Annotated in this window: 10 protein-coding genes and 1 tRNA gene; 7 read left to right on the forward strand and 4 right to left on the reverse strand. The window is 67.5% G+C overall.

Going from position 1 to position 11,418, the window contains the following annotated elements; all coding sequences use genetic code 11:
• On the reverse strand, positions 1-1,116 hold the full coding sequence (locus IE88_RS0106635) for a class I SAM-dependent methyltransferase (protein WP_051881606.1): 1,116 nt from the start codon (positions 1,114-1,116) through the stop codon (positions 1-3).
• A 212-nt stretch (positions 1,117-1,328) separates the two neighbouring features.
• Between IE88_RS0106635 and IE88_RS0106640 the strand changes: the two genes are divergently transcribed.
• The 3 genes from IE88_RS0106640 to IE88_RS0106650 all read left to right on the forward strand — a co-directional run bounded on the left by IE88_RS0106640 (position 1,329) and on the right by IE88_RS0106650 (position 3,139).
• Entirely contained in the window at positions 1,329-1,790 is a 462-nt protein-coding gene (locus IE88_RS0106640) for an Hsp20 family protein (protein ID WP_031551963.1), read from the forward strand.
• A 182-nt stretch (positions 1,791-1,972) separates the two neighbouring features.
• Entirely contained in the window at positions 1,973-2,734 is a 762-nt protein-coding gene (locus IE88_RS0106645) for a hypothetical protein (protein ID WP_031551967.1), read from the forward strand.
• A 39-nt stretch (positions 2,735-2,773) separates the two neighbouring features.
• Positions 2,774-3,139 (forward strand): hypothetical protein, encoded by a 366-nt coding sequence (locus IE88_RS0106650; protein WP_031551969.1) that lies wholly within the window; start codon positions 2,774-2,776, stop codon positions 3,137-3,139.
• A gap of 6 nt (positions 3,140-3,145) precedes the next feature.
• Here IE88_RS0106650 and IE88_RS0106655 read toward each other — a convergent pair whose 3' ends face one another.
• On the reverse strand, positions 3,146-3,541 hold the full coding sequence (locus IE88_RS0106655) for a RusA family crossover junction endodeoxyribonuclease (protein ID WP_162178307.1): 396 nt from the start codon (positions 3,539-3,541) through the stop codon (positions 3,146-3,148).
• 161 nt (positions 3,542-3,702) lie between these two features.
• Between IE88_RS0106655 and fumC the strand changes: the two genes are divergently transcribed.
• The gene (gene fumC, locus IE88_RS0106660; RefSeq protein WP_031551975.1) at positions 3,703-5,103 is read left to right on the forward strand and encodes a class II fumarate hydratase; all 1,401 of its coding nucleotides are present in this window, start codon (positions 3,703-3,705) and stop codon (positions 5,101-5,103) included.
• Here the strand turns inward: fumC and IE88_RS0106665 are convergent.
• On the reverse strand, positions 5,100-6,134 hold the full coding sequence (locus IE88_RS0106665; protein WP_031551978.1) for a hypothetical protein: 1,035 nt from the start codon (positions 6,132-6,134) through the stop codon (positions 5,100-5,102). The genes fumC and IE88_RS0106665 overlap by 4 nt on opposite strands.
• Positions 6,135-6,553: 419 nt before the next feature.
• Between IE88_RS0106665 and IE88_RS0106675 the strand changes: the two genes are divergently transcribed.
• The 3 genes from IE88_RS0106675 to typA all read left to right on the forward strand — a co-directional run bounded on the left by IE88_RS0106675 (position 6,554) and on the right by typA (position 10,491).
• On the forward strand, positions 6,554-8,398 hold the full coding sequence (locus tag IE88_RS0106675; protein ID WP_031551984.1) for an ABC transporter ATP-binding protein: 1,845 nt from the start codon (positions 6,554-6,556) through the stop codon (positions 8,396-8,398).
• Between the two features lie 85 nt (positions 8,399-8,483).
• Positions 8,484-8,559, forward strand: a tRNA-Ala gene (locus tag IE88_RS0106680).
• 96 nt (positions 8,560-8,655) lie between these two features.
• Complete coding sequence (typA, locus tag IE88_RS0106685; protein ID WP_031551987.1) at positions 8,656-10,491, forward strand: translational GTPase TypA; 1,836 nt, start codon at positions 8,656-8,658, stop codon at positions 10,489-10,491.
• A 33-nt stretch (positions 10,492-10,524) separates the two neighbouring features.
• On the opposite strand, the gene IE88_RS0106690 is transcribed toward typA, so the two are convergent.
• Positions 10,525-11,415: a bacteriorhodopsin gene (locus IE88_RS0106690; RefSeq protein ID WP_051881608.1), complete on the reverse strand. Its 891-nt coding sequence runs from the start codon at positions 11,413-11,415 to the stop codon at positions 10,525-10,527.
• Between the last annotated feature and the right edge of the window lie 3 nt (positions 11,416-11,418).

Below are 11,418 nucleotides of genomic sequence, written 5' to 3' on the forward strand. Positions count from 1 at the left end.
CTATTCCATCAGCGCGCCGTCGGCGGCAAGCGGCTTGCGGAACATGAGGGTGAAGCGGTCGCTCTCGCCGATTTCGGCATAGCGTTCGGCATCGAAGCCTTCGGGCATCTGCCCGTCAGACCCTTGCGTCCGGGAGGTGGGCGGCAGGGTCCAGACGCCGAAGGGGTGATCGGCCGTGTCCTGAGGATTGGCGTTGATCTCCGCCTCGCGGACGAATTCGAAGCCGGCCTCCTCGGCCAGCGCCATGACCGTGGACCGCTTCACATAGCCCGAGCTCCGCTCCATCTCGTCGTCGGCGTCTTCGGGCAGGCGGTGGTCGACGACGCCGAGCACGCCGCCGGGCTTGAGCGCCTCGTAGAAACCTTCGAACGCGTTCTCGGCGAAGCCGTTCATGACGAAGTTGTGCACGTTGCGGAAGGTCAGGACCATGTCGGCGCTGCCCGCCGGCGCGACTTCCGCTTCCTGCGGCGAGAGGACGGTCATGTTCACGTCGCCATAGGTGTCGGGGTCGGAGGCGAATTCCCGCTCGAAGGCCGCGATGGAATCCCGCTGGTACTGGCTGTCGGTCTCCGGATCGAAGCCCGCCGCGTAATAGGTGCCGCCGCCCTGCGCCAGATAGGGCGCGATGACCTCCGTGTACCAGCCGCCGCCGGGCCAGACCTCGACCACGGTCATGTCGGGCCGCAGGCCGAAGAATTCGAGCGTTTCGACCGGATTGCGGTACTGGTCCCGGGCGCGGTCGTCCTCGGAGCGCCAGTCGCCTTGCGCGATCTGCTCGAGGCTCGCCTGGCCGGGATCGAGCCGGTCGCGGTCCTCGTCCGAGAGGATATCGGGGGAATAGGCGACGCCGTCGCGGACCATGCCCTCCTCGTCCTGCGAGGCGCGGGCATCATAGCCGTCATCCTCGCCCTCGCCGCCCGGCGGCAGCGCGATGATCGTCTCCTCGCCTTCCCGGTCCACGGTCTCATAGCGGCCTTCGGGCGCTTGGTCGGGGATTGTCGTGCCTGGCGCGTTCGCCGTGCCTTCGTTCGTCCGCATCTCTTCGGAGGGGCCTTGCTCTCCGCAAGCGGCGAGCGCGGGCAGAGCGAGCAGGATGGCGAGGGTCGAGGCGCGCATGGCGTTACTCCCGGTTGGCTGGTCTTCGCAGAGCAGTTAGCGCGCAGCGGCCATCCTTCCCACCTCGGCCCGCAGGAGGGCCTTGAAATCGGCGCGCTCCCTTCCCAATTTTCCTGCACCGGCGGCCGCGAGGCGCCGGGACGACGTCGCGGGCACCGCCTTTCGGGGTGCGAGAAGGCGTCGGCCAAGTCATTGCTTCTACGGAGAACGACATGCGTACCTATGACATGACCCCCCTGCTTCGCTCGACGATCGGCTTCGACCGCCTGTTCAACGACCTGATGGACAGCGCCGGCAAGGCCGAGAACGGCTACCCGCCCTTCAATGTCGAGCTTCTCGGCGAGAACGACTACCGGATCACCCTCGCCGTCGCCGGCTTCGCGCAGGACGACCTCGAGATCGAGGTGACCGACCGCGCTCTCAAGATCACCGGCCGCCGTCCCGACGATGACACGGAGCGCCAGTTCCTGCATCACGGCATTGCCGGGCGCAGCTTCGAGCGCCGCTTCCAGCTGGCCGAGCACGTCAAGGTGACGGGCGCGAGCCTCGAGAACGGCCTGCTCAATGTCGAGCTGGCCCGCGAGGTCCCCGAGGCCATGAAGCCGCGCAAGGTCGAGATCGGCACCGGCCGGTCCTCCGCCGAGGTCATCGAGGCGAAGACCCGGGCTGCCTGAACCACGACGGCCTGACCCGCAGGAGGGGCGCTCTCGCAGCGCCCCTTTTTGTTGCGCCGCTTTTCGGCGACCCCCCTTTTGTTGGCCCCTCTTTTCGTTGGCCATGTCTTCCCGCAGGAGGCGAGAGCGGCTAGCCTGCTCTTCCAGGGACGGGAAGGCTCCTCAGCCAGCGGCAGGACGGCATGACAGGGCGCAGCGGCTATACCGTAGGAGGAGACGAGATCCGCGAGGAATCCTCGTGGCGCTATCCGCTCCTCATCTTCTTCATCACCCTCGTCCTCTGCGTGGTCGTCCTCTACCACTATGTCGGCCCCGACGTGGATGATCTGCAGGGCCTGACGCCCAAGCCGACCGTGTCGGACGACCGGACGGTCATCACAGTCGGTGATGTCAGCTTCTCCGTGCCCGCCAACTATACGGTCTACCCGCGCGACCGGCGTCCCGGCGAGCGTGAAGCCCTGTCTCTTTACGCGTCATGGCCGCGCATGGACGGCTATACACCGGCACGCCGCGCCGACTTCGTCGAGAACAGGGCCGATGCGCCGCGCATCGACATCGTCATCGAAAAACGCAACCTGCCGCTGAGCGAGGCCGACCGGCTCGAGCTCCTCTACCGGCCCCAGGCGATCGAGCGGGAAGGCGTGCCCGCCGCGCACGACCTGACCCGTTTCACCTTTCCGGCAGGAACCCCCACCAATCCGGCCTCCGGCTATGTCGACAAGGAGATGCTGCTGGGCACAGCCGAGGACGGGAAGCAGGCGATTCTCTTCTGCTACAAGGATACCGGCGACAAGATCGTTCCCCCCGACTGCTACCGGCAATACGAGCTGACCGAGGGCGTGTCGGTGAAATACTACTTCAAGCGCCCCTATCTGCCCGAATGGCGCGAGATCGACACCAAGGTCCGCCGGTTCGTCGCGGACCTTGCGGGCGGACAGGGTTAACCCCGGCTTAAGCATGGCGGGCCGAGCCTGGGCGCCGTGATGACGGATCCAAGCTACCTTCTCTCTCTCGCCGTGTCCGGCAGCGATATCGGCCGCCTCGTCTGGATCGCGGGCCTCGCCTCGCTGCTGGTGACGACGCGCTTCAAGCCCTGGCGGATCGCCGTGGCCGCCTTCCTGCTGGACCGCCTCCTGCCTTTCTGGACGATGAGCCGGTCCTATGACGAGGGCACGATCCGGGCTGCCGCGAGCCATCAGCTCTCGACGCTGCCGCAGGACGCCGTTGCGCTGGGAGTGCGCTTCCTGCTGCTCTACTTCGCCATCGTGCTGCTCTGGCGCCTTCGGCTGGCGCTGCATGGCCGGCGCCCCGTGATGACCGCGGGACAGGCCGCCGAGCAGGACGGCTGACCCGGCTCATTCCGCCAAGAGGGCCTCGTCCAGCGCCACCGGCGCGACCGGACCGTCCAGCGGCCGGATCCTGACGGCAATGCGGTTGGCGCTGCCTTCGAAGCGCTCGGAGACCAGCCGCACCACCTGCCGGTCGTCGCGATAGAAGACGCCGCCCAAGGCATCGAGAACCGCCTTGGCGATATTGTCCACATCATGGGCGCCCGCCTTCTCGGCCAGCACCGACGTCCAGATCCGGACTTCGCAGGGACCGAGGACGGGCCGCACCTTGCCGCCGTCTCTGCGCACGGCCGCCGCCATGATCTTCTTCAGCGCACGGACCTGCGTCGTCGCGGCGTCGAAGACGACGAGGCTGCCCTCGCGGCTGCTCCAGACCTTCAGCTTGCCCGATCCGCTGCCCATGCTCCCGCCCATCCCCTCGCCGGCGATGCCGGAACCGGCGCGCCATCCTGTTTCTGCGAAAGAACGATGGGGCCGCGCAGCCTCAGGTCAACCAGCGGCGTGACCTTCGCGGCGCTCTGGCCTACGAGCGGCGGCAGATCGGAGACTCCCAGGAGGACATGATGGCCGAGAACAAGGCGACCCGCACCGAGACCGACAGCTTCGGCCCGCTCGAAGTGCCCAAGGACCGCTATTACGGCGCCCAGTCGGCGCGGTCGCTCATCAATTTCGACATCGGCACGGAGACCATGCCAGCGCCGCTGATCCGCGCGCTCGGCATCGTCAAGCGCTCTGCCGCCCTCGCCAACATGGCGCTCGACAATATCGACGACAGGCTGGGCAAGGCGATCGTCCAAGCAGCCGGCGAAGTCGCCGAGGGCAAGCTCGACGGGCATTTCCCGCTCTCGGTCTGGCAGACGGGCTCGGGCACCCAGTCCAACATGAACACCAACGAGGTGGTCGCGAACCGCGCGATCGAGATCCTCGGCGGCGAGATCGGCTCGAAAGACCCGGTCCACCCCAATGACCACGTCAACAAGAGCCAGTCCTCGAACGACACCTTCCCCACCGCCATGCATATCGCGGCGGCCGAGGAAGTGGCGCACCGCCTGCTGCCCGCCCTTCAGCAGCTGCGCAACGCGCTCAACGACAAGGCCGAGGCGTTCCGCGACATCATCAAGATCGGCCGCACCCACCTGCAGGACGCGACCCCCCTGACGCTCGGCCAGGAATTCTCGGGCTATGTCGCGATGGTCGAGAACGGGATCGAGCGGGTCGAGGGCGCCCTGCCCCGGCTCTACCAGCTCGCCCAGGGCGGCACGGCGGTCGGCACGGGCCTCAACGCCAAGCCCGGCTTCGCCGAAGCCTTCGCCGGTGAGGTCGCGAGCTATACGAACCTGCCTTTCGTCACCGCGCCGAACAAGTTCGAGGCGCTGGCGACCCATGACGGCATGGTCGAGGCGCATGGCAGCCTGAACGAGGTCGCCGTCAGCCTGTTCAAGATCGCCAACGACATCCGGCTTCTGGGTTCGGGCCCGCGCTCTGGCCTCGGCGAGATCGCCCTGCCCGAGAACGAGCCCGGCTCCTCGATCATGCCCGGAAAGGTCAATCCGACCCAGTGCGAGGCGCTGACCATGGTCTGCGCACAGGTGATGGGGAACAATGCCGCCGTCTCCTTCGCAGGCAGCCAGGGGCATTTCGAGCTCAACGTCTTCAAGCCCGTGATCGCCTACAACGTGCTCCAGTCGATCCGCCTCCTCGCGGACAGCGCGCGAAGCTTCACCGAGAAATGCGTCTCGGGGATCGAAGCCAATGAAGGCCGCATCCAGGACCTGATGGAGCGCTCGCTCATGCTCGTCACGGCCCTCGCGCCGACCATCGGCTACGACAATGCGACCAAGATCGCGAAGACCGCGCACCAGAACGGCACGACGCTTCGCGAAGAGGCGGTGAAGCTCGGCTTCGTCTCCGAGGAGGACTATGACGACATCGTCCGCCCCGAGAAGATGATCGGTCCGCGCTAACCGGCCTCGGGAATGTAGCGGCGGCGGCAGCGGGACAGGCGCTCAGTGCCGCCCCAGGCCTCGAAGGCCTCCGCCGCCCGCTCCCGAACCGCATCGGACGTATAGGGCGCGCCGGCCGGGGCTCCGCCGAAGAAGACGGTCAGCACATCCTGCCGCCGCGCCTCTCCGTCATAGCGATTCTCGCGGCTCGGCTCTTCCGGCGGCAGGCCGCTGACGGCGCGGGCCAGCGCCATGGAGCCGGACCCTGCGCGGGGCGCATGATCGGCGACGATGAAGGGCACGGGTTCGCAGTCGCGGTTATAGGGGCAGCCGCGCGTCCTGTAGGCGACGCCGAACGTGCCGAGCGGCACGCCCTGATCGCGGCGCAGCGCCGCATAGGGCACCTCGCCGCTGTCGACGAAGCGGCGGGCATCGTCCGGCGCATAGCGGGTGTCCTGAAGCCCGGTCCGGCTGACATAGAAGCCCGATCCGTCCGCCTGCAGCACGGGCTCGACCCGCGGCACGCGCGCCCCTGAAATGCGGGCGCTGCCCTGCGCGGTGATGCCGTGCCAGCGGATCGCGCCGGTCTGCGGATCGTCCCAGCCCGCGGATTCGATTCTCGCCGCGTCCTCCTCGAAGCGCCCGGTGCAGGTGGCGGGGCTCGCCGCCCCCTCATAGGCCGTCCCGCCCGGCAGGAAGACCTCTCCGGCATTGCAGCGGTGGAGGAGCGCGCCGCCCGCGGCATTGTCCGGGTGGAATGCGTCTTTCGCGCCGGCCACCGTCACCGTCATCGGCGCCATGGCGATCAGCGTGCCGTCATCGAGCTCCAGAAACCGCTGCCCGCCGCGCATGACGATTTCGCCGGCGCAAGGATCATCGCCGCTGCCCAGGGTGAGGTCGACCGGCGCGTTCGGCGCAGCGGCCGGTGCGCGCCTCGGCGCAACCGCCGCATCCGGCCGGGCCGCGGGCGCGCCGGGCGCGGACGACCCGGCCGGACCGTCCGCGGTGCAGGCCGCCGCGGCGAGGATACAGGAAAGAAGGACGCGTCTCATGCGGCTCGCTCCGGGTTGCGGATCGGGACCCTAGGACGCGGCGCTGCCTTTGTGCCAGCTTACGGCTTGGTCAGCCGGCCTTGCGGCCCATCGCTCCGGGCGCCGGTCCGCATGGGACGGCAGGGCTGACGCTCCGGGGTCTCCCGCCGCACCGCATAAGGAGGAACAGGTACGCAAAGAAGATGCGGCAGGCCGAAAAGCCCGCATTCCTCTTCGCCTTCGCAGACATGGACATAGCTGCCCGTCGCGCATGCCTTCATTTTGCCCCCGCGTTTCCGCAACCTTGCCACGAATCGTCACCCATCACGGGCGTGTGAACAACAGAGTCAGAGTTGCGTTGCAGCTCGGGCGCATCTTTAAGGACTCATGAAACGCATGAGGGCGGCTCCCCTTGCGTCCTTTTCCCTCAGGTTGCCGCGATGCTCTTCCGCCTTTTCGAATCCGCCGTCCCGCCTCTGCCGGACGAGGCGCCCACACCGCCGCCGGGCAGGCTGCTGCCATTCGTGTGGCATTATGTCCGGCCGTTCCGCTTCCTCCTGCTCGCCTCCATCCTGACCGCCGCCTCGATCGCCTTTCTCGAGGTCTTCGCCTTCGAGCTGGTCGGGCGGATCGTCGACTGGATGGGCGCCACGGGCCCCGAGGGCTTCTGGAACGCCTATGGCGGCCGGATCCTCGCGATCGGCCTGATGATCGCGCTTCTCTGGCCTCTTCTCACCCTGCTCGACGAGATGATCATGCTGCAGGGCATGATGGGCAATATGGCGATGTCGATCCGGTGGCGGGGGCACCGCTACCTTCTTCGTCAGTCTGCGTCCTTCTTCGCCGACGACTTCGCCGGCCGGCTCGCGACCAAGCTGATGCAGACCGCGCTCGGCGTTCGCGACACGGTGGTGAAGCTGGCGAACATCATCGTCTACATGACGGTCTATTTCGGCTCGGCCCTCGTGCTGTTCACGGCGAATGACTGGCGGCTGACAGTGCCCCTCATCCTCTGGCTCCTGGGATACGGCGTCATCATGCGCTTCTTCCTGCCGCGCCTGCAACGCGTGTCGGAGGCGCAGTCCGAGGCCCGCTCGCAGCTGACCGGACGGATCGTCGATGCGTACACGAACATCTCGACGGTGAAGCTCTTCTCCTCCTCCGCCGAGGAAGATGCCTATGCCGCCGAAAGCATGCGGAGCATGCTGGGCACGGTCTATCCGCAGATGCGCCTCGCGACGCTCCTCTCGGTGAGCCTTCAGGCCATCAACGGCGCCATGATCGCCGCCACGCTCGGCCTCGGCATCTGGCTGTGGTCCGGCGGAGCGCTGTCGCTCGGCGCCGTCGCCTTCGCGACGACCCTGGCCCTGCGCATCCAGGGCCTCAGCCACTATTTCCTGTGGGAGGTCTCGAACCTGTTCGAGAACCTCGGAATGACGCAGAACGGCATGGAGACCCTGGCGCAGCCGGTCGCGGTCGCGGACCGCAGCGCACGCCGGCTGGAGGTGCCCGATGGCGCTGTCTCCTTCGAGGATGTGCGCTTCACCTATGGCCGGAACACGGCCGTCATCGACGGGCTGACCCTGAAGATCGCACCGGGAGAGAAAGTGGGCCTCGTCGGCCGTTCGGGCGCGGGCAAGTCGACCCTCGTCTCCCTCCTCCTGCGCCTTTACGACACCGAAAGCGGCCGGGTGCTGATCGACGGGCACGACATCGCCGGGATCAGCCAGGAAAGCCTGCGGCGCCAGATCGCGGTCGTCAGCCAGGACACCTCGCTCCTGCACCGCACGATCCGCGAGAACATCGCCTATGGCCGCCCCGACGCCAGCGAGGCGGAGATCGTCGATGCCGCGCGCCGCGCCGAGGCGTGGGACTTCATCGAAGCGCTGGAGGACGAGAAAGGCCGAAGCGGGCTCGACGCCATGGTGGGCGAGCGCGGGGTGAAGCTCTCCGGCGGCCAGCGCCAACGGATCGCTCTCGCCCGCGTCATCCTCAAGGACGCGCCGATCCTGGTGCTCGACGAAGCGACCTCCGCCCTCGACAGCGAGGTCGAGGCGGCGATCCAGGACCGGATGGAGGATCTGACGCGGGGCCGCACGGTTCTCGCCATCGCGCACCGCCTGTCGACGGTCGCGGCGATGGACCGCCTCGTCGTCATGGATGCCGGCCGCATCGTCGAGCAGGGCACGCATGAGGAGCTTCTGGCGGCCGGCGGCGTCTATGCGGGGCTCTGGGCGCGCCAGTCGGGCGGCTTCCTCGCCGCCGACGAGGTGGCCGCGCAATGACGCCACCTTCTTCGAGAAACCCTGTTGCCAAGGCCGCGGCAGATGATTATTGAGGCCCTTCGAAGCGGCGCTGCGGCGCTGCATCGGGGCTATAGCTCAGTTGGTAGAGCGCTTGAATGGCATTCAAGAGGTCGGCGGTTCGATTCCGCCTAGCTCCACCACTTCCTTCCTGCGGCCGTTGCGGTGATGCATCCCCGGTGCCTTTCCTTTCTCGGGAAGGCTGCTAGAGGGCGGCTCGAACTCCGGAAAGCTTACTCATGACCACGCTTCGCAACGTCGCGATCATCGCGCATGTCGATCACGGCAAGACGACGCTCGTCGACGCCCTCCTGCGCCAGTCGGGCGCCGTGCGCGAGAACGCCGAGATGGCCGAACGCGCGATGGATTCCAACGATATCGAGCGCGAGCGCGGCATCACCATCCTCGCCAAGGCGACCTCTGTCGAATGGACCAGCGCCGAACACGGCCCCTCGCGCATCAATATCGTCGACACGCCCGGCCACGCCGATTTCGGCGGCGAGGTCGAGCGCATCCTGTCCATGGTCGATGGCTGCGTCCTCCTCGTCGATGCCGAGGAAGGCACCATGCCGCAGACCAAGTTCGTCCTCTCAAAGGCGCTCTCGCTCGGCCTCCAGCCCATCGTGGTCCTCAACAAGGTCGACCGTCCGAACGCCGATCCCGACCGCGTGCTCGATGAAGCCTTCGACCTCTTCGCCGCCCTGGGCGCGGACGAGGACCAGCTCGATTTTCCTGCCCTCTATGCCAGCGGCAAGGAAGGCTGGGCCGATGACAGCATGGACGGGCCGCGCAAGGACCTGTCCGCGCTTTTCGAGGCCATCCTGAACCGCGTGCCCGCGCCGAAGCTCGACGCGGACGCGGCCGAGCAGCCCTTCCGCATGCTGGCGACGACGCTTGAGGCCGATCCCTTCCTCGGCCGCCTTCTGACCGGCCGCATCGTGTCAGGCCGCCCCAAGGTCGGCCAGACCCTCAAGGCGCTCTCGGTCGGCGGCGAGCTGGTCGAGCAGGCGCGGGTTTCCAAGGTCCTCGCCTTCCGCGGCCTCGGCCGCCAGCCGGTCGAGACGGCAGAGCCCGGCGACATCGTCGCGATCGCCGGCTTCTCCAAGGCCTCGGTCTCCGACACGCTGTGCGACCCTTCGATCGGCGAGGCCCTGCCTGCACGCGAGATTGATCCGCCCACCCTGTCCGTCACCCTGTCGGCCAATGACAGCCCGCTTGCGGGCCGCGAGGGCGACAAGGTGCAGTCCCGCGTCATCCGCGAGCGCCTCCTCCGCCAGGCCGAGGGCGACGTCGCCATCCGGGTCACGGAAACGGCCGAGCGCGACGCATTCGAGGTCGCGGGCCGCGGCGAACTCCAGCTTGGCGTCCTGATCGAGAACATGCGCCGGGAAGGCTTCGAGGTCTCGGTCTCCCGCCCCCGCGTCCTGCTGCGCGAAGAAGACGGCCAGACGCTCGAACCGATCGAGGAGATCGTCATCGACGTCGACGAGGACTATTCGGGCGCGGTGATCGACGAGCTGACCCAGCGCCGCTGCGACCTCGTCGAGATGAAGCCCGCAGGCGGGGGGAAGACGCGCCTCGTCCTCGAAGGCCCTGCCCGCTCGCTGATCGGCTATCACGGCAAGTTCCTGACCGACACGCGCGGCACCGGCGTGATGAACCGCGTCTACAAGGAGCACGGGCCCCACAGGGGCACGGTGGAGAGCCGCCGCAACGGCGTCCTGATCTCCAACGGCTCCGGCACGGCCGTGCCTTACGCGCTTTGGAACCTCGAAGAGCGCGGCGTCATGTTCATCGATCCGGGCACGCCGGTCTATCAGGGCATGATCATCGGCGAGAACGCCAAGCCGCAGGACCTCGAAGTGAACCCGCTCAAGGCCAAGCAGCTGACCAATGTGCGGGCCGCGGGCAAGGACGATGCGGTCCGCCTGACCCCGCCGCGCCGCCTCAGCCTGGAGCAGGCGATCTCCTATATCGGGGACGACGAGCTCGTGGAGGTGACGCCGAAGTCGATCCGCCTGCGCAAGCGCCACCTCGACCCGCATGAGCGCAAGAAGGCCGCCCGCGCGGCCTGAGGAGAAAGGCCTTCCGGCCTTCCTCCTCGTCTTTCAGCTTGCTCCTCTGTCCGGCGTGGGTGTCGCCACCTCGTCGGGAAGCGTGGAGGCATCGACGCCGCCCGGCCCGCCGGCCCATTTGGTCAGCGCCTGCTCGGCCGGCCCGAAGCCTTCCAGCGCGGAGCGGCGCAGGACGAACTGGCTGAGGATGATCCCGTAGACCAGCTTCGAGAAGATGTCGGCGACCGTGTACATGAACTGGCGGACGACCACCGCGTTCCCGCCGTCGCCGAAGGCCGGCACCATATAGGCGAGGGCGTAGAGCCCCCAGAAGAACAGGAAGTAGAAGAAGAGCTTCCGCGTCCACGGGTGCAGCTGGACCGGGCTGTTCGCCTCCGAATCCTTCAGCGCCGAACGCACGCCCCAGACGAGATAGACGAAGGGGATCGTGCTGATGAACCCCCAGAGCAGCATGGTCCCGACGGCCTGGCTCTCGTAGAACTGGCCGATCAGTCCGGTCCAGATCATCGCGATCGCCGCGGCCGTGAGCGCGTAGAAGCGGTGACGGGTCGTCTTGGCGGGCAGGTTCAGCGCCAAGAGCAGCTGCGCGATCAGGAGGGGGATCGTGATCGTCCAGTTCGCATAGCGATAGGCGTTCGAGAAGACCTGATCGGCGACAGGCATCCAGAGCCCGCCGACGAAGCTGTAGCTGTCCGTGAAGACCATGGATTCGCGCAGGAGGCTCAGCCCGGCGGCGACCATCACGACGGCCGACATCCACGGAACGAGCCGATAGCGCGGCGCGATCAGCGTCGACGTCGAAAGGAAGAACAGGGTGAAGGCGAAATGCGCGCCGTAGCCGACCATCAGGAGGACGGCGACGATCTGATATTGCGGATGGGTCAGGCTGGTGAGATTTTCGATATTGACCGGCAGGTCGTCCATGGC

The sequence above is a fragment of the Parvularcula oceani genome (assembly GCF_000733125.1).
GTDB classification, from domain to species: domain Bacteria; phylum Pseudomonadota; class Alphaproteobacteria; order Caulobacterales; family Parvularculaceae; genus Parvularcula; species Parvularcula oceani.

What these genes read in the sequence shown, in the direction of transcription:
- IE88_RS0106655 (WP_162178307.1), bottom strand. Translation starts at nt 3,541, where the DNA reads ATGGGCAGCGGATCGGGCAAGCTGAAGGTCTGGAGCAGCCGCGAGGGC.
- IE88_RS0106665 (WP_031551978.1), bottom strand. Translation starts at nt 6,134, where the DNA reads ATGAGACGCGTCCTTCTTTCCTGTATCCTCGCCGCGGCGGCCTGCACC.
- fumC (WP_031551975.1), top strand. Translation starts at nt 3,703, where the DNA reads ATGGCCGAGAACAAGGCGACCCGCACCGAGACCGACAGCTTCGGCCCG.
- IE88_RS0106645 (WP_031551967.1), top strand. Translation starts at nt 1,973, where the DNA reads ATGACAGGGCGCAGCGGCTATACCGTAGGAGGAGACGAGATCCGCGAG.
- IE88_RS0106675 (WP_031551984.1), top strand. Translation starts at nt 6,554, where the DNA reads ATGCTCTTCCGCCTTTTCGAATCCGCCGTCCCGCCTCTGCCGGACGAG.
- IE88_RS0106635 (WP_051881606.1), bottom strand. Translation starts at nt 1,116, where the DNA reads ATGCGCGCCTCGACCCTCGCCATCCTGCTCGCTCTGCCCGCGCTCGCC.
- IE88_RS0106640 (WP_031551963.1), top strand. Translation starts at nt 1,329, where the DNA reads ATGCGTACCTATGACATGACCCCCCTGCTTCGCTCGACGATCGGCTTC.
- IE88_RS0106690 (WP_051881608.1), bottom strand. Translation starts at nt 11,415, where the DNA reads ATGGACGACCTGCCGGTCAATATCGAAAATCTCACCAGCCTGACCCAT.
- IE88_RS0106650 (WP_031551969.1), top strand. Translation starts at nt 2,774, where the DNA reads ATGACGGATCCAAGCTACCTTCTCTCTCTCGCCGTGTCCGGCAGCGAT.
- typA (WP_031551987.1), top strand. Translation starts at nt 8,656, where the DNA reads ATGACCACGCTTCGCAACGTCGCGATCATCGCGCATGTCGATCACGGC.